This is a genomic window from Mucilaginibacter sp. GW821-FHT07H05 (genome assembly GCF_059418485.1).
Genome location: NZ_JBWKPY010000002.1, coordinates 390,081 through 413,847 on the forward strand (window position 1 = coordinate 390,081; position 23,767 = coordinate 413,847).

The following is a 23,767-nucleotide window of genomic DNA, read 5'->3' on the forward strand; positions in this document are numbered from 1 at the left end:
AGGCAAATTGGTTGTTTGGTATTTGAACGATATGACGCAAAATCAACATCATATTTAAGCCTTTTTAATACGTTTGTCTATGTATGGACCATGTATTAGATAACCCCGCCTGGAACGCCTTGATATCCGGCAACAAGCATTTGGCTAATGGCAGCCAGCAGGTGAAATATTTTGATAAAGAAGTTTCGCCTTTTGTAGGATTAATGGAAAACACTGCCGAAAACCTGCAGCTGTTATATAATACTGTTCCGCATAGCGGGCCGCTTGGTTTTATTAACCCGGTACCAATGGAAATCCCGGGTAGCTGGAAGATCCTGCAAACCATACCCTGCCTGCAAATGATTCATGAAGATGCATCAGCGCAAGCGGGAGAACAAGCAGAGTTAGTTACATTAAACTCCCAACACATCCCCCAGATGCTGGCCCTGACCAAATTAACCGCCCCCGGCCCTTTTGCCGAACGGACTATTGAATTTGGCCATTACACAGGCATTTTTGATGGCGATAAATTAGTAGCTATGGCCGGGCAGCGCCTGCACGCTTTTAATTACGCCGAGATCAGCGCGGTATGCACCCACCCCGATTATTTAGGCCGCGGTTATGCGCGGCAGCTGTTACTTCACCAGGCCAACCGCATTAAGGATGCAAAAGGTATACCCTATTTGCATGTACGTAATGATAACGAACGGGCTATTAAGGTTTACCAGGATATGGGCTTTGTAACCCGGCGCGAGATGTATTTTTATATTATGATGAAAGCCCGCGCTTAATGCCCGGCATTGTTTTGCGGGAAGATCCGGATGGTTTTCATATACCGCGATTGATAATAAGGCTTCAGCGATGTTTCTGTAACACCACGTGCCTTGCCCGATGTGGAGTGTATAAATACCACGTTATTTTCGGCAACCTCAGTGATGATGCCCATGTGCCCCACAACCCTGATAGTACTGTCGGTTCCGGTAAACAGGATCAGGTCTCCGGGTTTGGCTTCTTTAATATCAACGGGCTGTAGAATGTTTGTGAAACCTACCGATTGCCGGGGTACTGCAATATTAAAATGGTTAAACACATAAGTAACAAACCCCGAGCAATCAAACCCTTCTTTAGGATCAACCGAAGCATATTTATATGGGATCCCCGTAAGCGATTGCGCGAAGCTGATTAATTGGGCCGGTGTAGTGGTTTTAGTTTCAATTGTACTAATTGGCGCAGCATTTTCTGTAACCGCTATATCAGCAGGTGGGTTTTCGGCTCTTTTACAGGCGAAAAGAACTATAATTGACAGAAAAGCAACAACATACGGTTTCATAACTATGAGTGTGCAAAAACCCGTCCACTATCCCCTCTTCTTTAGATTTGGAACTTTCTATCAGCTATGCAGCTATCATGCAGATGTAATAAGTAGATGACATATCAAACAATTTAATTATCCTGCCGTTTCAAAATCTGTTTCACTGCTAAAAAATAAAACAGATTGAGTTTTAAATATTCATTTCAGCAAAGCAAGGCCCGCGGTAATTTTTCTTTTTTACCAAAGCTATTATTGCTGCCCTTATTGATGGGCATTTATAGTATTACCTATGGCCAGGTTGCCACAGCTGTTGATACGCTGAAGGTAGATTCTCTGCATAAAAATACCATCAGCCGAACCGAAAACCTGGCAGGCCAATATGATGTAGGCGATTTGTTCGATGCTATTTTTCAGCCCCATAAAAAGCCTGATTCGCTGCGTAAAAGATCGGGCATTACTATTATACCCAATATTGCCGCCAACCCCAGCATTGGCGCGCAGATAGGCATTAAGGCCGTTGCTGGGCGTAAGCTGGGTACCGACCCCAACACGCTGATGTCAGTCGCCGCCACCTCGGCATCTATTACCACTAAGGGCATTATTTATTTTTACATCAACCATAATGTGTATACGCCGGGTAATAAATGGAATTTTCAGGGTAACCTGGTTGTGGCTAAAACTGTGACGCCCGATTTTGGCTTAGGCATTGGCCAACCATCGTCGGGAAGTACTGACGACCAGGTGCTGGCCAATGCCGCGCGTAAGGGCCGTGCCCTGCATTCCATCTATTTTAACTTCAGGGAAAAGGTATACAAGGAAATTGAGAAGGGGCTTTTTGTAGGCGCGGGGGCATCATTCGATCTCAGGCGCGATATCGAAGATACTAAATCGACCGGACCAACGCCTTACAGCATTTATAACGACAGACATGGCTTCGATCAGGATAAGTATACAGCTAATGGCTTACTGTTTAACCTGCAATACACCACCCGCGATAATATTAACCGCCCTTATAAGGGGATTTATGTTGATGCCGGCTTCCGCATTAATCAAACATGGATGGGCAGTACAAAAAATGCCGTGCAGTTTACCACCGATTTCAGGAAGTATTTTAGCCTGTCCAGCAGCCACCCCGAGCACGTGATCGCCTTTTGGAATTGGGGTTCGTATCTCATCAGCGGCAACCTGCCTTATTTGGAACTCCCCGGCACGGCTAAAGATGCAGGCTTCCGTAGCGGGCGGGGTTATACCACCGGCTATTTTAAAGGAACCAAATTCGATTATTCGGAGGTGGAATACCGTTTCCCGATATTGAATAGTAAGTTTATCAGCGGTGTTACCTTCTTCAGCATGCAAACCGCCAATGACGAACAGGGAACAAACCTGTTTGAAAAATGGCAGCCCGGCGGTGGGGGCGGCTTACGGGTGCTGTTTAATAAAGCCACCCGCACCAACTTATGCCTGGATTATGCCTGGGGTAAATATGGATCGAAAGGTTTCTTCCTGGGCCTGAACGAGGCGTTTTAACCAGGCAATCTTAACAGATCAGCTTGTAGCCGAAGCCCCGGTGGTTAATGATCTGTACCATTGGGTCGCTCCTGAAATATTTGCGCAGGCGTGAGATATAAACATCCAAACTGCGCGAGCTGAAAAAATCATCGTCGCCCCAAACCTGCATTAAAAAGTCCTTACGGGTTAACAACTTGTTCCTATATTGATATAAAACTTTCAGTGCTTCCCCTTCGCGGGCTGTTAATTGCCTGCTGATGCCCTGGTGCGTTAGGATCAATCGCATCACGTCATACTGGTATTCGCCTATTTCTACTGTACCTGCTAAACCTGTTGGTGTATGTTCGAGCAAGCGGTTTTGATTAAGCAGCACCTTTACCCTCACCACCAGTTCGTCCATATCAAAGGGCTTCTTTAAATAATCGTTCCCGCCCGATTCAAAACCATCCAATACATCCTGCGGCATAGATCGAGCGGTCAGGAATATAATAGGCGTCTGTTTATCCTCCACCCGTATTCGCTGTGCTATAGCCAGGCCGCTTTCGCCGGGCAGCATTACATCTAATATTAAAAGGTTGGGCTTTTCGGCAAGATAGGCCGCGTAGGCCGCATCACCATCGCTCACATAATGCACGCCGAAGCCTTGACTTTCCAGCACATCTTTAATGATCAATCCAAGAGCGGTTTCATCTTCTACCAGTAGTATTTTGCGTGCCTTACTCATTGCGGTAAAAAGATAGTGAAAGTGCTGCCGTTGTTATCCGATTTAGTTAAAGTAACCGTACCATTATGCTTCTCTATAATCGCTTTTACATAATTTAAACCCAAACCATGCCCCTTAACCCGGTGCCCATCGGCCTGCGGTGCCCTGAAAAACTTATCGAAAATATGCTTCTGATGTTCTTTTGCAATGCCGGGGCCATTATCTGCAATGCTGATTTGGACCCCACCCGATACATCAACACAATCTACACGGATGTTTGGCGCGTTGCCGGCATATTTTACGGCGTTATCAACCAAATTATTGATGGCCTGGTACAAATAAGTTTTATCGGCACTTGCCAGTTCTTTAGCGGTGTAGGCTAATGTAAAAATAGTGTTTTCGGGTTGTGTTAGTTGCTGGCCCGCGATGATCTGTTCTATCATTTCCTTTAAATTAAACTGCGCGGGATTAACCGTAAACGCGCTGCTTTCAAAAACAGAACTATTGAGTATTTTGCCGGCCATTAACGATAGGCGCTGTAATTCGGCAGTGGCGGTATCTAAATATTGCCCGGCTTTAGCGGGATCTTTTTGAATATCGAAATAGCGCATGCCCTGCACGGCCGCCAGCGCGGTAGCAATAGGGGTTTTTAACTCGTGCGAGATATTGCTGATAAAATCATTCTTAATATCTGACACTTTTTTTTGACGCAGGATAAGCCTAAGCATATAGATGATGCAAAATCCCAGGAACAGCATGAGTAATAACGAACCAACAATGCTAATCAGCATCCTTTTAAGGATATAGGCGCCGGGAGCTTTTAGCGAAAGCAACAGCACCGGTGTTTTACCCATAAAAATATCGTTCATATTATAAAACAGCAGCCGGGCAACATACGAACTATCCTTTGAGTCGTTTAGTTTTTTAACATGATCACTTAGTTCCTGCAACTTTGCAGGCAGCGATTTTTCGTTGGGTGTAACCGATACAATTCGTTCTTCTACAACCCTGAAGGTGCCTGTCGCTGCCGGTGGTTTAGTTTTGGACTTAGCCGGTTGATAGATATAATTTACATTGGGATAATAGCGTACATTACCTTCAAAGCGCATCCTGTGACGCATAAAAGTATTTTTAAGTACGCGCTTTACAACGGCGGTATCTTTATACAGATTTTCATATTGCAGCATTAATTGATTTTGCAAACTATCTTGTATTGACTTTGGCGGATAGTCCCTACCTCCAACAAGGCTTCCATATAGCGGATGTAACTCATCAAGCGAGAGTGAATTGATTTTGGCCAGCACAACAGCAAATGGGTCTTTAGCAAGAGCGGCGGTATCTGCAGCACTGATGGGATAATCAATATAAGCATGGTTACGGTCGCGGAAACCAACCTGCAGGCCCAGGGAATAGTCGAAAATGGTGTAATGATAGTCCTTATCCCAACGGAGCACCTTTTTTAAGAGAGCACGTACTGTATCCGCCTTTAGGGCTTTGTATTCCAGTATACCTTCCTCAAATGCTTTTTGTATATCCGCTTCGGTTTGCTGTTTGCTAATTTTGTAGCTGTTAAAAAGCCACAAGCCTTGCAGGGTTAAAATGCCGGCAATGGCTAAGCAGGCCAGGATAGTCAATATCCTGATCTGTTTTTTGATGGGTTGATTGACCAGGCTCATTTTACTTGCAATAAATGGTTTAATTTATCGGTTACCGCTCCCAGCCCGGCCTGGTTGCTGATGCTGCCCATGGCATTACTCACCACCATGCCTTGCTTATTCACCATAAAGTGCGATGGGTAACTATGGAAACTGAGCACGTTATTCATAATAGCCACTTCATCTTTGTTAAGGTTAATAAATTCGGCCTTAATATCATACTTGTTTTTTATGGCCAGCATGCTTTGGGTAGTGGTATACGTGGTCATAAATATAAACTTAAGAGGCTTGCCATCCAAGGCTGCTATTAGCTTAGGGTAGTTGGGCATTTCCATCATACAGGGGCCGCACCAGTCGCCCCAAAAATCGAGGTATAAATTGTTGCCCTTCTCTTTTTCAAACAAAGCAATCAGGCGGGCTTTTAATTCCGGACTTACTTTTGATGATTTAAGCTTCTCTGCAATACTGTAAGCCGCAAAGCCGGCAGTAGCAGCTATTGTCTTTTTATCAAATAGTGTTTTAAGATACTCATCCTTTATCACCGTGTTGTATCGCCCGGCAAGCCGGGTTATATCGTCGGGATGATACTGCGGGCGGTAAATGTTATAGTAAAGTATTTGCTTAGACAGGCCGTTTGCTACCTGGTCTATTTTATCTAAATATAAAGGGACCGGATTATAACCATTTTGCTTACGCAGACTATCATAAGCCGGGTTAATATTGACAATGATCTCGATTCCCGAAGATAATGAACGGAGAAACTGATACCAGGCTGAATTAGCCGTAGCCGCGATATTATTGATAGGTATTTGCCTGATCAGGGTTAGTAGTTGATTGTGATTAATGGTTTTATTCAGCTTCCCGAAAAAGGGGAAGAATAGCATTTCATGCGCGGCGGCATAGATGAACTGGTTGCGCTGCCAGTTTTCAAATACCTTGTTCCGTATACCTGATTGTTTGATAAAACCATTTAGAAAATCCAGTTCCTCATTTAGCTGTGCTTTTCTGCGCGCGGCAAAAAGTGTATCTGCCTGGTTCTTGTCGCCAATATCCGCTTTGTGTTGAAAGTTATGCAGATCAAATGCGGCTTGAAAACTGAGCATGATGCTATTGATCGCGGCTAAATCACCTTCGGCCACAAAAGCATCTTTATAACCGGTGCTGCGCCCCAATTTATCATGGATAATATTAAGCACTAAATGCTTTCCGGGTTCTGCATAAATACTAAGATAGGCATCGCTATAGTTAAACCCGATATCACCGGCAAAGGCCTGGTAGATAGTTGCATCGTAGGTTCCATCGGCTTTTACCTGGAAGGCCACGCGTTTGGTTTCGCCGGTTAGGTTATTGATTGTAATTTTCACAAAATTATCGCCCTCAGCGGCTTTAAAGCCAATGACTTTTCCGCTAATATGGATACTGTCCGGCGGCAATGTAAACGGACTAATTTGCGCCATAGCGCAGATGCTTGTTAAGACAAGTAAAGCAGCAAGAAGTAGTTTAATTTTTTGCATGATAGTTTGAATTGATACCTCAAACCTATCGAGATCTGCTGCCATTAAAAAACGTATTCAGGTACGTTAACATTGGGTAGCCTGCGGTTGTATGAAATATTTGAAAATAAATTTGCGCAATTGAACGGTTGCGTTTATATTTGCAATCAAACGGTTGCAAATATATGAGACGAGACGTATTCCAGGCCATTGCCGACCCCACCCGCAGGGCGATATTAAGTTTGCTTGCACTGCAGGCCATGACGCCAAATGCCATTGCCGAGCACTTTGATAGCAGCAGGCAGGCCATATCTAAACACATCCAGATATTGAACGAGTGCCAGTTGGTACAGCCCAAACAAAGCGGCCGCGAGTTACATTACCATTTTAATCCTCAAAAAATGAAAGAAGTAGATATATGGATGGAGCAATTCCGCGCCCTATGGGAAACACGTTTTAGCCAACTGGACGATCTGTTGAAAAACCAAAAAGATAAATAATCATGAGTAAAAGAGAAACCGTCTTTACTAAAGACACCGCAAACAAAAAACTGAGTGTAGTAAGAACTTTCGATGCGGCGTTAGACCGTGTGTGGAAGGCCTGGACCGAAAGCGAGATCCTTGACCAATGGTGGGCGCCAAAACCCTACAAGGCCGTAACCAAAACAATGGATTTTAGGGAAGGTGGCTTCTGGCAATACTTTATGATGGGCCCTGCAGGCGATGGTTCCTGGTGTATTGAAAATTATGAGACCATTGAACTGCTTAAGCGTATTACTAACAGCGTTGCATTTTGTGATGAGCAGGCCCATCAAAACCGGGATTTCCCGATAATGCACTGGAAAAAGGAGTTTAGCGAAAACAATGGTGAAAGTACCGTAAACATCGAAATCACTTTTGATAAGGAAGCCGATATGGATACCATTTTGCAAATGGGCTTTAAGGAAGGCTTCACCGCCGGACTGGATAATTTGGACGATTACTTAAGCGCGTAACAGCATTGTCAGTCAACACAACTTCCGCAATGGTCACGATTAAACGGCCCGTTGCGGAAGTATTTAGTATGGCCTACATCTGACTACAGGGTTTCAAATACACTGGAGTAAATAGAAACCAGTTTGCCATTGCTGAAGTTAAGATCGACATTTATGTGTCTTTTATCACTTATAGATGTGCTGAAATACCATTGCGGCGAAGCGCTCATGCCAGGGTCGTATGCCTTACTAACATACTTTGAAAAGATGGAAATGCGCTCAAACTTATTTGCATACGCGCTGATATTTTTAATATTAACCAGCTTTTGGTAAACATCCGCTACCGGATCGTTAATAGCGATGGTGGCATTGGCTGCTGCGTTTAACGGCCACTTGCCTAATGAAGTCCCATCGTTTATAAATATCGCTTTCACTTTATCCTCTGCAAAGGAAATTTGGATACCCGTGCTTGTGCCCCGGCTCTCATCTAAAAAAACTGATTGGTATAATGGTATTTTGCCGTTAATACTTTCCAGGCTGGTAAATACATTGCTTACTACGCCCAAATAATCGATATGCTTGTCGGCTTGTATTTCCTTGATCTTTGCATAAATATCGGCGCTCGACTGGCCAATGGTGATGCCCCATAACTGCCCGGTTTTCAGCGTATCGCGCGAAATGAGCTTCTCATAAGGGGGTTCGATAATAATGTCCGGGTCTACTTGCTGCTTTTGGCAAGCCGAAAAGGTTACTAAAACGAGTAAAAGGATGGATAGGTATTTCATAAGATAGTGGTTTAAATAGCTATACGCAGCTGATATTAAAAGTGCGACAGGGTATTCCGAATTTTCTTACATATGGTGCCATCCCCAGGTAGTTAAACCGGCGATATACCGCACTTTAATTACTAAATTGCCCCGTGGAAAACTTACAGCCCGATCCTAAAGTTTTAATAGATAGTGTGCAAACACGGATGCCTTATGGCAAATATAAGGGCACAATAATAGCCGATATCCCTGTCAGCTACCTGGAGTGGATGGCCGGAAAGGGTTTTACCAAAGATAAGCTGGGCATGATGCTGTCCACCGTTTTCGAGATCAAAACCAATGGGCTGAGCGAAATATTGTACAGGATAAAAAGATCAGTTCAGCAAAACGGGAAATAATATGCATACCTTGCAATAATGGCAGACTATTTAACCATACTAAAAGACTGGATTATTGGCTTGGGCGAAAAGCACGAGGTTGACCCTTTGCTGCTTGGCAGCCTGTATTTAGTTAGCAAGCTGTGCTTTTTTACATTCCTTGGTTGGGTACTTAAAAACATACGGGCAAAAAAGCCATTCCTTGTGCCTCTGCTGTTTGCCTGCATGAGTTTTAGCATCCCCTATCTTTACCTGGTAATAGCCGGCCGTAATATCTCTGTTTGGGTTTATATATTTATTGGCCTGATGTTTATCTACGGCGCCTTTACCATATGGAAGAAGGTTACAGAGAAAACGCAGACGCTTGAAGTTTGATCATAACGGATTGAAATATAAAAGCCCCCGGTTTTAACCGAAGGCTTTAAAATCATCATTAAATTGGGTTAACATAACTTAACATAATTCGAATGAATTATTGATCTAAATAATTCATTATCAATGCATTACCTATATCCAGGGGCCAAAGAGTGTTAACCCTGAAAATAGGGCTGTTATTGCTTCACGGGCGCAGGTGTTGCCGGCGGCAATACCACCAGCTCTCCATTTACCACTACGTTTTCAAATTTTAGGCCTTCCAGACTACCCCTGTCAAACTCTTTGCTTTTTAAGGTCAGGTTAACATCCTTTAAGGTGATATCGCCAAAGGTGGTTAAGGGGTTGCCGGCAATCCTGCCGATCGATCCGCCGGTGCCTTTAACGTTCGAGATCTTAATATTACGAACCAACGATTTTGGCGGCTCCTGGCCTTTCAAATCAAAATACTGGCTCCACGGGGCTATCTTAAATATGGCGCCGCCATTCTCCATGGTGATATCGCTGATGCTGATGTTCTCGTATTGTTGCGGGGTGTCCGGGCGTAGTTTTAACTGGATCACCGTGGGTTTACGGGTAATACAGCGCTCAATGCGTACATCACGTACAATGGTTGCCTCACTGCCGCAGGTCATAATACCACCTCCGGCTTCAAATATACAATCGTGAATATAGATGCGCTCTACCGGCGGGCTGTCTTTATCATCCCTGGCAAAGGGGCCTTTCGATCCCTTCAGCGCGATATCATCATCCCCTACCGAAAAAAAACAATTGCTGATCTCCAGATCCTGCGAGCTATCCACATCAATCCCGTCCGAACTTGGGGCATGATCATCAGGTACACGGCCATCCGGGGCTACAAAGCGGCAGTTATTTACCAACACCTTTTGGCAGCGGTAAATATGCAGGTTCCAAAAGCCCGAATTGGTGTAGGCAATGCCGTCTATCTTCACATCCTTACAGTTTTGGATGAAAGTTAAGCGCGGACGCTCTACATTTAGGTTAGTGGTTTTAGGATTGGCCGTACGGCGACTGTAGAACTCTAACCAAAACGGCTTTCCGCTGCCATCAAGGGTGCCTTTGCCTGTAATGCGCAGGTGGTCTACTTTATCGGCATTCAGCAAGGCCGCGCGCCATGGCTCAAAGTGGCCCTCTATGCGGGTCATCATTTTAGGATAGTCCTCAATATTGGTCGAGCCCTTCAGTACCGAACCTTCCAGAAACTCAATATTAACTTTCGGTTTAATAAAAAGCGATCCTGATACAAACACACCCTTCGGTATTACCACAGTCCCGCCTTTTTGTGCAGCCTTATCAATAATGGCCTGTATGGCCGTGGTGTTGAGTGTTTTACCATCGCCAACAGCACCGTTCTCGGCAATATTGTATCGTTTTTCGGCAGCATTAACAGCAGACGGCGCACGCATTTTTTTCATAGCACCGGCAAACTGGGGCGTTACCAGCAACGGCGAAAACAACAGCATGGCTATCGATAATTTATTTTTCATGTAAGATGTTTTAACAGGTCAATAATTGTAAGGGCTAACATACTATATTTCTTTTAAAACAACCTTACTGGTCTTTCCTGATATGGCTATGGTTCAGTGTAACAATGCTGAAGCAGTATAAAGCATTCTCCATAAAAAAGCCCCCAATCTTTCGATTGAGGGCTTTAAAGTTAATTGTACGGGATACCCGTTATTTACTCATGGGTATCATATCAATAATAACCGTCCTGTTGTAAAAACGCTCTTCAGGCAGGCCATTTTCAAAAGGCGAGTGGCTGTCTTCTTCGCCAAAGCCCAATGTTTCAAACCTCACATTGTTTTTGCCCGATGCTTTTAATGCCCGTTCAATAACTGCCTGGGTTTGTTTAGCCCTGCTGTCAGATAGTTTTTGGTTGTAATCTTCGGTACCGATCACATCAGTATGGCCGTGGATGATCACTGTTGAACCATCGGCAATTTGTGGTGCCACCACATTAGCCAGGAATTGGTTATACGATTCGATAGTTTGCGCTTTATCAAAATCAAACACAATGCTATAGCGTAAACCCTGCGGAATATTGTTATCCTGTTTTACCAAATGGATAGTGCTCTCTTTTTGAATTAATGCGCCTTTTTTAGTGGTTTCCAATAAGGTTACCTTGTAATCGCCGGTTGGGCTGTTACCTAATATAGCTGCACCCGGTACGCTTTCCATATCGCTGGTATAAGGGCCGTAATGCTGTACCATACCCCGGCTGTCGGTAATATTGATAGACCAGCTTTGCAGCAGATCTTTAGCGCCATCAACATTAAATATCACATGGCTATCTAAAGGATTAATTTGTGTAGCCATAATTTTTACCGGCTTCATCATACCGCCGCCAACTTCGGCCAATAATTCGGCAGATGTGCTGCTGATATCAACACGGGTATCTTCGGTACGTAATAAAACCAGCTCTTTATTACCGCCGGGTTGCTCTGACGGATGTAATGGCTTGGTACGGGCGCTGGTGTTAATACGGGCAGCGTTAATGCCAAACACGCTTACCAGGTAATTTTTTACCGATTCGGCATAAGCCTTACCATCGGCATTGCCTGTAGATGATGAACCGGTTAAGGTGATAGTCGATGACGGGTTAGCCCGCAAACGATCTCCTAATACATTCAGGATGTTATGGTACACATTAAGCTGACGGGCTGAGCGGCCCGGCATGTTTTGATTCGATTCTTTTTGCAGCTCTGTTTCCGTAAAGGCAGCAGCCTGGCCGCTGTTTAATAAAACGTAGCGGTTAGGGATATTTACCGATCCTTCATCAAAAAATACCGAATTAAGCAAAGGTAAAGTTTCGCTTACCTGGCGTTTTACCGGCACCGTTTTAGGCCCGCGAACCGAGAACATTACCTCACGATCGGCAAGTGCAACAACCGGGGCGGCAGCTACAGGTGCAACAGCGGCTTTATGGGCTTTACCAAATTTAAGCGCTATACCGGCCCTAACGGTGGTAATAGACCAGCTTTCGATATTACGTGGCGAACGGCCAAAGTATGGATGAAAAGAAACAAAAGGCGACAGGTTAACCTGCGTTGTGCTTTTTGGCGATGAGATATTAATATCATAACCGGCGCCAACCTGGCCCGATACCAGTACGTTACGCATCTCGCTTAGTTCAGCCTGGGTATCGGGTTGTTTTAACTGCTGATATTTAAAACCGCGGGTCAGGTTAAAATCAATGCTCGGCCCGGCAAAAAAGAACAGGCCCGATTTTGGTACGCCTAAGCGTAACGCCGGCTCTACCGAAATATAGCTGGTATTGGTGCTCAGCAATGCCGGGCAATTGCAGGGTGCCATCTCATCGTTAAACTTTGCGCCGCTGCCATTGTAGCCTACATTTAACATGCCGCCTAATATGCCGGCTGGGCGGTATTCTACCAGGACAGATCCGTAAGGGCGCACACCGCGGCCCTTGTGGAAAGCAGTAGGGACGATCAGCGAATTATTTAACCGCTGGGTTGTACCATCGTAAAAATTGAAATTGGCTGCGCCCGATACACCGAACCACCAGGTGGGCGGCGTGTTTTGAGCTTGAAGTGTGGTGTTGATCAGGACTAATATCACCGAACAAATGATAAGCCTTTGTATTGTTTTATAAGTATGTAACATATTGATGTCTTTTAAATTGAAACTGTTGTTTGGATAAACCTGATCCCCTTTTTGGGGACCAGGTTTTTATAGGTTATTGTTGCCGATTATGGCAATACAATGGTATCGGCGTTTAGCGTAACTGCTGTTTGCGCTAATAACCTGCCGGTAACCTTGCTGTTGGTATTTACCGAGATGAGTGTTTTACTCAGGATAATCCCGCTGAAATCAACATTCGACCCAAGCGTGGCTTGCCCGGCTACTACCCAAACAATGTTTTTAGCTTGCGCGCCGCCCAGTAAGGTAATATTGGCTGCGTTGTTAACTGTCAGGTCCTGCGCTATCTGGAATACCCAGGTATCATTTGGCCCGCCCGTAAGGGTAACACCTGCGTTAGATATTAACACGCCCGTGCTCCATTTGTAAAGGCCCGGTGCCAATATCCTGCCGCTGATATTGCCGGCAAATACGTCAACAATTGGGGCCGGGGTTACCAATCCGTTTGCTGTAGTGTAAGCGGTTTCCATATTGTTTACAGCAACTGTCAGGTTGTTTGGAGTTGGTGCTGCATAATCAGCCGCGTAAACTTTGCCGGTTACTATTGGTGTGCGCGAGAACTGGCCCGATGCATCCATGATCAGGCCGAAACCTGTTATAGCGGTTGCTGCAGCCGGACTAACACCCAAATCGCCTTGTATGGATGTTACGCCAGTGGTAGATATGCCTGTTTTAGTCAGCATATTATAGTTACCAGCCAAACCAAGGTTTACCACACCCGGGCCAATAGCCGGGTTAAGGGTAAAGTTTGCCGTAATATTTTTATTGGCATTCATGGTAACCGTTAGCGGATTGGTTGAGCCGATGGCATCAACACTCCATGATGCGAAAGTATAACCCGGATTTGGTGTAGCAGTAAGCTGTACCGTGCTGCCGCTGTTATAGGTAGCCTGATTAGGGTTTTTAACAACTGTGCCATTTACGGCAGTTACAGTTAATGTGAATGTTATAGCTGTAAAGTTGGCTACTAATGTACGGTTAGCGTTTAATGTGAAAACATAAGCCGCGCTGTTAGATACAACAGTACCGTTTTCGGTCCAACTGGTAAAGGTATAACCGGTATTTGGCGTTGCGGTTGCAGTTACCGACGTACCGACTGTAAACGAACCCGAGCCGATTGTTGAACCACCTGCTGCCGGGTTTGATGATAATACCAAAGCCACCTGAGATGCCGGTATTACCTTAAAGTTAGCCACCAATGCACGGTTACCTGTTAAAGTGAACTGATAGCTTGAACTGGTTGAAACAGCTGTGCCGTTATCCGTCCAGTTAACAAAGGTGTAGCCTGTAGCCGGGGTGGCCGTTGTAGTAACGATTGACCCAGAGCTGAACGAGCCGCCGCCGCTTGTTGTGCCGCCGGCAACCGGGGCCGCTGACAATACAACTGCGAAATTGCCAGTTACCACCGCCGTAAAGTTGGCCACCAATGTACGGTTGCCTGCAACGGTGAACTGATAACTTGAACTGGTTGAAACTACGGTAGTATTCTCTGTCCAATTGGTAAATACAAAACCAGTATTTGGCGTGGCCGTTATGGATGCTACCGAGCCTTGCGCAAATGTACCGGTACCTGTAGTGGTACCGCCTGCTGCCGGCGCTGATGTAAGTGTTACTTGCGGAATGGAAGTAAATGTCCAGCTGTAATTGCTTACTAAAGCGGTATGGAATTTATCAGCAGCGCCGGTGGTAACGGTGCCTGTATAAACCACAAAAGGAGAAAGGGGAACATCGGGTGTGAAAGTATATACTGCTTCGTTAGCCGTAGGGGCTACCGTTCCCGAAATAAGCGTGCCGTTTTGGCTAACTGTAAATGTTGTTTTGGTAATGGTTGCCGCATCCATTGGGGTATTAAACGTAGCGGTAATTACTTTAGGTAATACCACATCAACCGCTTTATCCATCGGGTCGGTAGCAACTAAAGGGCAAACGCCCTGTACAGCAATAAAAGTGTCTTTTTTACATCCTATAGCTAATGCCATCAGGATTAATACCATTGACCACGTGGCATTGAATATTTTAGAATAGCCCCTGCTTTTACGCACCTGGGTACCATTCAGTGTCTGGGTAGATTTTTTTAACATAGATAGTTATTTAAATATTAGTGAATTAACATCCTGGTTCGTATTGGGTCGGAATTCAGGAATGTTACAAACCTACCCTACATACCTGGGCTGGGCGTTACACTATTATTTAAATAAGTTCTATAATTCACACATTTTAGGCAGCAGAGCGATTGCAATCCATGTGTTTAAAGTGGGTGGGGGTAATGCCGGTGACCTTTTTAAATTGAGTTGATAAATGTGCCACGCTGCTATAGTGCATTTTCCAGGAAATTTCGGTCAGCGTAAGATCGTCGCAGCAGAGCAACTCTTTTACCCGGCGTATTTTATTCATAATAATAAAATGCTCTATCGTAATACCCTGTACTTCCGAAAAAATGTTAGCCAGGTAGGTGTAATCCAGTTTCAGCATTGAGCTTAAATAGACCGAGAAATTGGTTTTTAAAGGATGATCGGAATAATTGACCATATCATGAATAACAGTTTTGATCTTTTCAACCAAAATATTCTTCTTGCCATCCATTAATTCTAACCCGGCATTATACAGGGCTATTTTTAAATGCTGCATTTGGTCAACCGAAACAAGGCCTAAGGTTTCCACCCGGCCAACCTCTACCGATGTACAAAACAAGCCCAATTTTTCCAGTTCGGCCTTAACCACCATTTGGCAGCGCAGGCAAACCATGTTTTTTATACGTATTACCATTATAACCTACATACGCAAAACAAGTGCCCCATCTTAAAAGCCCGTTTAACGTTTTTAAGGAAAGTGTTGAATTTAAGCCTATAATACAGGGCGGTTGCCTGCAATAAGCCTATTGTACCTTATACCCTGTTAATTAACCGGTAGCTATAATTAGATATTGCAGGTTGAGGAATTTAATTGCGGGGCAATTAAATAGCTTAATTGATTAGTATAGCAGACTATTTTAGTCAAATAACTAAAATAGCCTGCTTATTGCAAAACCATTGCTTTATTTCCTGATCCTTGTATCCGGCATCAGTTTAAGCAAGGCTTTCATATCCTGCACCTGGCTGGCATATGCCGGGTCATTGGCCAGGTTTTTCAGTTCAAGTGAATCTTTGGGGTGTTCAAAAAGCATCGCGCCATCCTGCCCCTCTTCCCATTCTACATAATGCCAGCGTTTGGTACGGACGGATTTACCGGTCTTGCCCCTGTAATCCACCACCGCGTACGATGGCAGATTGCGGTTGGTGGTTGGTTTCTTCAGTATAGGTACCAGCGTATGCCCTTCCTGGTCGGGAGGTTTGGGCAAGCCGCATAATTCGGCCAGGGTGGGGTAAAGATCCAGCAATTGTACTATTTGCGTTGTATGCTGCGCTTTTGCATTAGGAACGGCTATCAGCAAGGGTACACGCAAGCCGATCTCGTACAGCGAATAGCCTTTGCTCCATTTTCCTTTTTCGCCCAGATGGTAGCCGTGATCTCCGAAGAAAACCACAATGGTATTATCTTCCAGGTGGTTTTTCTTTAGCGCGTCCATCACGCGGCCCAACTGTTCGTCCATAAAACTGGTAGATGCCCAGTACGCGCGTTTCATTTCACGGGCGGTTTCGGGGGTAGACGGACGGCCAATAAATAAGTCGCTGTTTGTTGGGGCGATAGAGATCGGCGGGAAGCCTTCGGGCGCTTTAGGCACCGGGCCGTAATCAACCGGCAGCGGTATTTTGGTAATATCGTACAAGTCGAAGAACTTTTTGGGTGCCGTTGGCGGGCTATGGGGTTTTACAAAACCAACCGCCAGGAAAAACGGCTTATCCTTATATTTTTCCATCATGGCTATAGCGCGGGTTGCGGTATGGTAATCGCCATGCGTTTCGCCATCGCCATCCAGGGTAATAATACGGTCGGAAGAGGAATTAGCCGATGCCGAGCCGTTGCCCTCCACTTCAACCGGCCTTGGCCTTGCTGCCGTGCCATTTGCCGGCCGGTTCCCGCGTTCGGTTATAGCTGGGTTGGTAGGTTCGCCGCCTTCCGTCCACGATACCATATCATCAATACCGCCATGAAATATTTTGCCGCTGCGTAGTGTCACGTAACCGTTATTCATAAAATATTGCGGCAGCGTAACCCAATCGGGGTGGATCCTGCGGAAATAAGTATTGTTATCCATTACCCCGGTTTGTGTAGGATAACGCCCGGTTAGTAGCGAAGCGCGTGAACAATTACACACCGGATATTGGGCATAGGCATTATCAAAGCGTAAAGCCCGGGCAGCTATTTTATCAATATTAGGGGTTTTAATGCCGTCGGCGGTATAACAGCCAATTTCAGGGCGAAGATCGTCCGAGATCAGGAACAGTACATTGTACTTTTTTTTAGGTGTGCCGCGTTGCTGGGCCACTGCCGTTAATACGGAAACAGCGCTCAGCAGCATCAGGATACAGGCTGCTTTCTTCATCATGTTTTTACTGGTTAGTAAGATTGAAGTTAGAAAGTATCGCAGCAATAACTATCCTGTACAATCATGTGTGCCGGCACAGAGAAACTAAATTATTTGGACGTATCCTCCCGCATGGATCCCCTTGCCGCCCACAGCGCCAAAAAAGTAATAGCCGCCGCAAACGAAAGGTAATAACCCACATAAGCCAGTCCATAATTTGTGGCCAGTTTGGTGGCCAGCGCCGGGGTTAAGGATGCGCCCAATATCCCCGCAAGGGTGAATGCCAGTGATGCGCCAGTGTATCTTACAGCAGCAGGAAAAATACCCGCAAGCGCTGTACCGATGGGCCCATACGTAAGCCCCATTAAAAACATACCCGTTAGCAGGAATATAGCGGTAATGGCCCAGCTACCTGTACTGAAGAAAGGCGAAAAGAACAAGCCGAATATAAAAATCCCTGCCGTAGCCGATAGCAACATTTTTGAGCGACCATATTTATCTGCCAAAACAGCTGATATAGGGATGCCCAGGCCAAAAAACAGTACCGAGATCATTTGTGCTACCAAAAAACTGGTGCGCGAATAATGCAGGGCCGTTGTACCCCAGCTTAAGGTAAACACCGTCATTAAATAAAACAGCAGGAAGGTTGTAATGGTGGCCACCGTACCTAATACAATAGCTTTGGTATGTTTAACAAATACATCAATAACCGGCAGTTTTACACGGGTGTTATTCTCTACTATCTTAACAAAATCGGGCGTCTCGGTAATTTTTAACCGAACGTACAAGCCTACCCAAACTAACAACGCGCTGGCAATAAAGGGGATGCGCCAGCCAAAGCTAATGAACTGTGCATCCGTCAGTGTTTTGCTTAATATAAAAAATATAGCGCTCGATGCTAAAAACCCGATAGGCGCGCCCAATTGTGGGAACATGCCATACCAGGCTTTTTTACCCGGAGGCGCGTTCTCGGTAGCCAGCAGCACAGCGCCGCCCCACTCGCCGCCAAGACCAAGGCCCTGCCCGAAACGAAAAATAGCTAAAAGAATGGGCGCGGCTATCCCGATAGACTGGTAGCCGGGCAACAAACCAATAGCTACGGTTGATGGCCCCATGGTCATCAGCGCGGCCACCAGCGTGGCCTTGCGGCCCTTCCTATCGCCGAAGTGGCCAAACAGCGCCGCGCCAAGGGGGCGGGCAAAAAAGGCAAGGGCAAATGTAGCCAATGATTGCAGCGTAGCCGAAGCCGGATCGCCGGCGGGGAAGAACAATCGTGGAAATACGAGTACCGCCGCCGTGGCATAAATATAAAAGTCGAAAAACTCAATAGTAGTACCGATCAGGCTGGCTGCAAGTATCCGCCTTACAGGGTTTACGGCATTGGTAGTATTGTTCATCAGGCGATTGTGGTATTTTTATGTGAGGAATATGATTGATAACCAATATTAAGGATTATTATCCAAAATTGCCGCTCCCGGATAGCGCATACAAACAAAAAGGCCAAGCATAACGCTCAGCCTTTCCTGTTGCTCAATTATCTATACAGATCAATTACCACCGCTATGATGAACTTCCTCTTCCCTGAACAATTTGGCGCTTAGGAAATCATTATTCATGCGGGAGATATTGGTCAGACTGATCTCTTTAGGGCATTCTGCTTCGCAGGCGCCGGTATTGGTACAGTTGCCAAAGCCTTCTTCGTCCATTTGGGCTACCATGCTTTGGGCACGGCGGTAACGCTCGGGCTGGCCTTGCGGTAATAAGCCTAACTGGGTGATCTTAGCTGATACAAACAGCATGGCCGATGCATTTTTACAGGCTGCCACGCAAGCGCCGCAACCAATGCAGGTGGCTGAGTTAAAGGCCTCGTCGGCAATAACTTTAGGGATCAGGGTATCATTAGCATCGGGCACACCGCCGGTATTAACGGAGATATAGCCGCCCGCCTGCTGGATACGGTCGAACGCCGAACGGTCTACCGCCAGATCCTTAATAACCGGGAAGGCAGCCGCGCGCCATGGTTCAATGGTAATGGTTTCGCCATCCTTAAAGCTGCGCATGTGCAGCTGGCAGGTGGTGATAGCCCTTTTTGGCCCGTGCGGACGGCCGTTGATATACAGCGAGCACATCCCGCAAATACCTTCGCGGCAATCATGGTCGAAATGGATCGGCTCGGTACCCTGATGGATCAGGCCTTCGTTAACCACATCAAGCATTTCCAGGAACGACATGTCAGGCGAGATATCCTTAGCCGGATAGGTTACCATTTTGCCTTCGCTGTTCGCATCTTTTTGACGCCATACTTTAAGCGTCAGGTTCATATTTCCACTCATTGTTTTTGAGATTTGAGACGTGAGATTTGAGATGTGAGACAGAAGACTTGCTGTTTCCTCTGTGTCGTACCTAAATATCGCATCCTATTTAATATCTAACTTTTTAACCTTTGCTGAAATGCATAATTCATTTTTTGCAATTCATCAATTTGTTTTAATAAATCATCCATCAAGCTATTATCCAATAAAGCTAATTTATTAGATATCACTAACTGGGTTTGTAATTCATAGGATGAGCCGTTAGCTATGCCTAAAAAATGTGTAAACTCTTTATTAGAATTTCTACCAGCGCCCTCTGCAATATTTGAAGGGATTGACACAGCCGAACGGCGAGATTGACTTATTAAGCCAAATCGTTCATCAGCAGGGAATGTTGAAGTTGCTTTATAAACATCAACTGCTAAATCAATAGCCTTGTTCCAAATCTTTAATTCCTTTAAATTATGCATCTCTTTAATATTGAGACGTGAGATTTGAGATTTGAGAAATAGGACGAAGCTGTCTCAAATCTCACATCTAATATCTCACATCTAATTAAGCGTAATTACGCTGCGACAAATGCACAGCTTCAAATTTCAGTTCTTCTTTATTCAGCTTTTCAGGTTGATTTTCGCCCATAAACTCCCAGGCTGCAACAAAGGCGAAGTTTTCGTCATCGCGCAATGCCTCGCCGTCCGGTGTTTGCGATTCCAACCTGAAGTGGCCACCGCATGATTCGCGGCGCATCAGCGCGTCGTCTACCATCAGTTCGCCCAGTTCAATAAAGTCGGCTACGCGGCCGCCACGCTCTAACGATGCGTTAACTTCTTCGTTTTTGCCAACAATAATGGCGTTTTTCCAGAAGTCGGCTTTTAATTCCTGTATCAGGGCCTTCGCTTTTTTCAGGCCTTCCTCTGTACGGGCCATGCCGCAATATTCCCACATGATGTGGCCCAGGTCGCGGTGATACTCGTTGGTGGTTTTAGTGCCTTTTAACGATATCAGCTTGTTTACATGGTCAACCACATCCTGCTTGGTTTTTGCAAACGCGGGGTGGCTGGTATCAACTTTAGCCGGACCAATTTTAGCCAGGTAATCGCCAAGGGTATAAGGGATCACAAAGTAACCATCAGATAAACCCTGCATCAACGCCGAAGCGCCTAAGCGGTTAGCGCCGTGATCGCTGAAATTACATTCGCCCAAAGCGTATAAGCCGGGGATAGATGTACTCAGGTTATAATCAACCCAAAGGCCGCCCATGGTATAATGTACCGCCGGGTAAATGCGCATGGGTTGTTTGTACGGGTTTTCGTCGGTGATCTGGATGTACATATCAAACAGGTTACCGTATTTGGCCTTTACGGTGTCTTCACCTAAACGTTTTATCGCGTCGGCAAAGTCGAGGTATACGGCTAAACCCGATGCGCCAACGCCTTTACCTTCATCGGCCATTTCCTTTGCGTTACGTGAGGCCACGTCGCGCGGAACAAGGTTACCAAAGGCCGGGTATTTACGTTCAAGGAAGTAATCGCGGTCTTCCTCTTTTACCTGGTCGGCCGTCATTTCCTTTTTTTGTAGTTTCTGTGCTATCTCTACCGATTTCGGCGCCCAAACCCTGCCATCGTTACGCAGCGATTCCGACATCAGCGTAAGCTTTGATTGATGATCGCCCGTTACCGGGATACAGGTTGGGTGAATTTGCGTATAGCAAGGGTTGGCAAAGTAAGCACCGCGTTTATGCGCGCGCCATGCTGCCGTTACGTTTGAGCCGATGGCATTTGTAGACAAATAGAACACGTTACCGTAACCGCCTGTACATAATAATACCGCATGGCCTGCATGGGTATCAATAGCGCCGGTGATCATGTTGCGGGTAACAATACCTTTGGCCTGGCCATCAACCACAACCACATCCAGCATTTCATGCCGGGTATACATTTTTACCTTGCCGGCGTGGATCTGGCGGTTTAAAGCCGAGTAAGCGCCTAATAATAATTGCTGCCCGGTTTGGCCGCGTGCGTAAAACGTACGCGATACTTGCGAACCACCGAACGAGCGGTTATCCAGCAAGCCGCCGTATTCGCGCGCAAAGGGAACACCCTGGGCTACGCACTGATCAATAATATTTACCGAAACTTCGGCCAGGCGGTAAACGTTACCCTCGCGGGCACGGTAGTCACCACCTTTAATCGTATCATAAAATAAGCGGAACACGCTATCGCCATCATTCTGATAGTTTTTAGCGGCGTTAATACCACCCTGCGCGGCAATAGAGTGCGCGCGGCGCGGGCTATCCTGGAAACAGAAAGCCTTAACATTATAACCCAGCTCGGCCAGTGATGCCGCTGCTGATGCACCTGCTAAACCGGTACCTACTACAATAACATCGTATTTACGCTTATTGGCAGGGTTAACCAGTTTAAGGTTAAACTTATGCTTGCTCCATTTTTCGGCTAATGGGCCTTCGGGCACTTTACCATCTAAACTCATTTCTTTTCTATTTTATGTAGATAAGCTAAAAGCTTACTTATTCATGAAAAAATAAACAACCGGCATGGCGGCAAATCCTAATGGAACAATCACCGCGAAGAACCAGGTACCAATAAACTCCACTATCGGGGTATACTTGCGGTGCGTCCAGCCTAAGCTGCGGAACGCGCTTTGGAAACCGTGCAGCAAGTGGAACGACAAGGCCCCCATAGCCACAACATACAATACTACATACCACCAGCAGCTAAAGCTGATAGCTACAGTTGTGTGCAGATCTTTTACACGTACTATCTCGGTATCATTCTCGGTGGTGAACGAATGCTCAAAGTCTTTCGATGTTGGCACAAAATCAGTCACGGTACGCTCGTTGGTTAGTACGTTGGTGCGGTACTCCTTAAAACCTACGGTATCGGTGTATTTGTACTTACGCCAAAAATCGCCCATGTGGATCACAATAAACAGGAACAGGATTGATCCCAGCAGCCCCATGTTTTTAGATGACCATGATGCTGGTGATTTGTTTACCGATGCATATTTTACCGGGCGGGCCTTACGGTTTTTAAGGGTAAGGACTAACGCGTAAACAGCATGTACAATAATGCAGGCGTACAAAATGTAAGCTACCACCTCAATTGGCGGGAAATGCGTAAGGAAATTGGCATACACATTAAACGCGTATCCCTCATCGTTTTGGAAAAGCTGCAGGTTACCGCCCAGATGCACAATTAAAAATGTACACAAAAACAAGCCTGTTAAAGACATTATTAGCTTTTTGCCCAGCGATGAGTTAAAGGTTTCTTTAAATTCACTCATGAATAGTCAGTTTTATTGGCGCAAAATTATTTATAATAAGCCGAAAGATAGAAACGGTTTGCACCTATTGTCAGATTATTGTCTATTTAGAAACATTCTAAAATAAATATGGTTATTTAAGCCATTTTTTGGGCGAATTTGCCAATAAATATATTTTTAATCATAAATAATCGCGTTTTTCCGGCTTAAATAGCGATCACTTTATCTTTTAGCACGCCAAAAATCCGATCATGCCGGCTGTGTTGCATGGCTACCTTGCCCGTAAACTTCCCGAACGATGGCAATATCACCTGTTTACCGCCAAAAGCAAAGCAGGGCAGGGTAATACTTTGCCGCGCCCGCCCGCTTAAACTCACACCCGGATGGATGTGGCCGCAAAACACATAACCTGCGGCTTGTTCCAGTGCGGTTTGGCTTTGCGGGTGGTGCAGCATCAGGAAGGGACCTATTAATAAACTCTGATGCAGTTCCACATTCAGGTCCAGGTAATGCCCGTCGTGGATGATATCGTGGTTGCCCTTGATCAGGACGATCTGTATTTTTGGGAAGTGCTTTCGCCATAAGGCAAACCAATCCCAATCGTTATTCATATCGCTATGGAACAGGTCGCCTAAAAACAGGATCTTTTCGGGGCGGTGCTCATGGATCAGGTCAGATAATACGGCCAGGTCATCCTGCTCCATATCGCGCGGTACGGCTATTCCCGCTTTACGGAAATGCCCAACTTTGCCTAAATGCACATCGGCGGCAATCAGGGCCTTTTCTTCTTTCCAGTAAATAGCCTTTTGAGGCAGTAGTAAAAGGTGCTGGTTGAGTAATTCTATTTCCATCCCGCCGGTTGTCATCGTCATGATTGAAGGCAA

At 45.6% G+C, this 23,767-nt stretch carries 22 protein-coding genes; 6 read left to right on the forward strand and 16 right to left on the reverse strand.

Annotation, left to right across the window (positions count from 1 at the left end):
* The first annotated feature begins 83 nt into the window (after positions 1-83).
* Positions 84-770, forward strand: coding sequence for a GNAT family N-acetyltransferase (locus tag AC07M6_RS05780; protein WP_494887984.1), 687 nt, complete (start codon positions 84-86; stop codon positions 768-770).
* Here AC07M6_RS05780 and AC07M6_RS05785 read toward each other — a convergent pair.
* Positions 767-1,309 (reverse strand): C40 family peptidase, encoded by a 543-nt coding sequence (locus tag AC07M6_RS05785; protein WP_494887985.1) that lies wholly within the window; start codon positions 1,307-1,309, stop codon positions 767-769. The genes AC07M6_RS05780 and AC07M6_RS05785 overlap by 4 nt on opposite strands.
* 165 nt (positions 1,310-1,474) lie before the next feature.
* Here AC07M6_RS05785 and AC07M6_RS05790 point away from each other — a divergent pair, with 165 nt between their 5' ends.
* Positions 1,475-2,818: a BamA/TamA family outer membrane protein gene (locus tag AC07M6_RS05790; RefSeq protein WP_494887986.1), complete on the forward strand. Its 1,344-nt coding sequence runs from the start codon at positions 1,475-1,477 to the stop codon at positions 2,816-2,818.
* A 10-nt stretch (positions 2,819-2,828) separates the two neighbouring features.
* Here the strand turns inward: AC07M6_RS05790 and AC07M6_RS05795 are convergent, their stop codons facing one another.
* The 3 genes from AC07M6_RS05795 to AC07M6_RS05805 are packed head-to-tail and all read right to left on the reverse strand — an operon-like array spanning position 2,829 to position 6,717.
* Complete coding sequence (locus AC07M6_RS05795; RefSeq protein ID WP_494887987.1) at positions 2,829-3,524, reverse strand: response regulator transcription factor; 696 nt, start codon at positions 3,522-3,524, stop codon at positions 2,829-2,831.
* Positions 3,521-5,179 (reverse strand): sensor histidine kinase, encoded by a 1,659-nt coding sequence (locus AC07M6_RS05800; RefSeq protein WP_494887988.1) that lies wholly within the window; start codon positions 5,177-5,179, stop codon positions 3,521-3,523. Before AC07M6_RS05800 ends, AC07M6_RS05795 begins: the two co-directional genes overlap by 4 nt.
* The gene (locus AC07M6_RS05805; RefSeq protein WP_494887989.1) at positions 5,176-6,717 is read right to left on the reverse strand and encodes a TlpA family protein disulfide reductase; all 1,542 of its coding nucleotides are present in this window, start codon (positions 6,715-6,717) and stop codon (positions 5,176-5,178) included. The genes AC07M6_RS05800 and AC07M6_RS05805 overlap by 4 nt, the downstream gene beginning before the upstream one ends.
* 119 nt (positions 6,718-6,836) lie before the next feature.
* Between AC07M6_RS05805 and AC07M6_RS05810 the strand changes: the two genes are divergently transcribed.
* Together AC07M6_RS05810 and AC07M6_RS05815 are read left to right on the forward strand one after the other, a co-directional pair.
* Positions 6,837-7,151, forward strand: a complete 315-nt coding sequence (locus AC07M6_RS05810) for an ArsR/SmtB family transcription factor (protein ID WP_494887990.1) — start codon at positions 6,837-6,839, stop codon at positions 7,149-7,151.
* 2 nt (positions 7,152-7,153) lie between these two features.
* Positions 7,154-7,645, forward strand: coding sequence for an SRPBCC family protein (locus AC07M6_RS05815; RefSeq protein WP_494887991.1), 492 nt, complete (start codon positions 7,154-7,156; stop codon positions 7,643-7,645).
* 83 nt (positions 7,646-7,728) lie between these two features.
* On the opposite strand, the gene AC07M6_RS05820 is transcribed toward AC07M6_RS05815, so the two are convergent.
* Entirely contained in the window at positions 7,729-8,409 is a 681-nt protein-coding gene (locus AC07M6_RS05820; protein ID WP_494887992.1) for a hypothetical protein, read from the reverse strand.
* Between the two features lie 134 nt (positions 8,410-8,543).
* Here AC07M6_RS05820 and AC07M6_RS05825 point away from each other — a divergent pair, with 134 nt between their 5' ends.
* The gene (locus AC07M6_RS05825; protein ID WP_494887993.1) at positions 8,544-8,789 is read left to right on the forward strand and encodes a DUF3820 family protein; all 246 of its coding nucleotides are present in this window, start codon (positions 8,544-8,546) and stop codon (positions 8,787-8,789) included.
* A gap of 18 nt (positions 8,790-8,807) precedes the next feature.
* Positions 8,808-9,143: a hypothetical protein gene (locus tag AC07M6_RS05830; protein ID WP_494887994.1), complete on the forward strand. Its 336-nt coding sequence runs from the start codon at positions 8,808-8,810 to the stop codon at positions 9,141-9,143.
* A gap of 176 nt (positions 9,144-9,319) precedes the next feature.
* Here AC07M6_RS05830 and AC07M6_RS05835 read toward each other — a convergent pair whose 3' ends face one another.
* The 11 genes from AC07M6_RS05835 to pdeM form a co-directional block, all read right to left on the reverse strand.
* On the reverse strand, positions 9,320-10,648 hold the full coding sequence (locus AC07M6_RS05835) for a glycoside hydrolase family 28 protein (RefSeq protein WP_494887995.1): 1,329 nt from the start codon (positions 10,646-10,648) through the stop codon (positions 9,320-9,322).
* Between the two features lie 190 nt (positions 10,649-10,838).
* Entirely contained in the window at positions 10,839-12,788 is a 1,950-nt protein-coding gene (locus AC07M6_RS05840) for an OmpA family protein (protein WP_494887997.1), read from the reverse strand.
* Positions 12,789-12,874: 86 nt separating this feature from the next.
* Positions 12,875-14,905, reverse strand: a complete 2,031-nt coding sequence (locus AC07M6_RS05845; protein WP_494887998.1) for an ice-binding family protein — start codon at positions 14,903-14,905, stop codon at positions 12,875-12,877.
* Positions 14,906-15,041: 136 nt separating this feature from the next.
* The gene (locus AC07M6_RS05850; RefSeq protein ID WP_494887999.1) at positions 15,042-15,590 is read right to left on the reverse strand and encodes a helix-turn-helix domain-containing protein; all 549 of its coding nucleotides are present in this window, start codon (positions 15,588-15,590) and stop codon (positions 15,042-15,044) included.
* A 268-nt stretch (positions 15,591-15,858) separates the two neighbouring features.
* Positions 15,859-17,310, reverse strand: a complete 1,452-nt coding sequence (locus tag AC07M6_RS05855; protein WP_494888001.1) for a sulfatase — start codon at positions 17,308-17,310, stop codon at positions 15,859-15,861.
* Positions 17,311-17,399: 89 nt separating this feature from the next.
* Positions 17,400-18,686 carry an MFS transporter gene (locus tag AC07M6_RS05860; protein ID WP_494888002.1) on the reverse strand — a complete coding sequence of 429 codons (1,287 nt, stop codon included), beginning with the start codon at positions 18,684-18,686 and terminating at the stop codon, positions 17,400-17,402.
* 150 nt (positions 18,687-18,836) lie between these two features.
* Positions 18,837-19,622, reverse strand: a complete 786-nt coding sequence (locus tag AC07M6_RS05865; protein WP_494888003.1) for a succinate dehydrogenase/fumarate reductase iron-sulfur subunit — start codon at positions 19,620-19,622, stop codon at positions 18,837-18,839.
* A 95-nt stretch (positions 19,623-19,717) separates the two neighbouring features.
* The gene (locus tag AC07M6_RS05870) at positions 19,718-20,071 is read right to left on the reverse strand and encodes a four helix bundle protein (RefSeq protein WP_494888004.1); all 354 of its coding nucleotides are present in this window, start codon (positions 20,069-20,071) and stop codon (positions 19,718-19,720) included.
* A gap of 85 nt (positions 20,072-20,156) precedes the next feature.
* A complete protein-coding gene (locus AC07M6_RS05875) occupies positions 20,157-22,091 on the reverse strand; it encodes a fumarate reductase/succinate dehydrogenase flavoprotein subunit (protein ID WP_494888005.1) in 1,935 nt (644 codons plus the stop codon).
* A gap of 33 nt (positions 22,092-22,124) precedes the next feature.
* Positions 22,125-22,904, reverse strand: a complete 780-nt coding sequence (locus AC07M6_RS05880) for a succinate dehydrogenase cytochrome b subunit (RefSeq protein WP_494888007.1) — start codon at positions 22,902-22,904, stop codon at positions 22,125-22,127.
* A 185-nt stretch (positions 22,905-23,089) separates the two neighbouring features.
* The gene (gene pdeM / locus AC07M6_RS05885; protein ID WP_494888009.1) at positions 23,090-23,755 is read right to left on the reverse strand and encodes a ligase-associated DNA damage response endonuclease PdeM; all 666 of its coding nucleotides are present in this window, start codon (positions 23,753-23,755) and stop codon (positions 23,090-23,092) included.
* Positions 23,756-23,767: the final 12 nt, after the last annotated feature.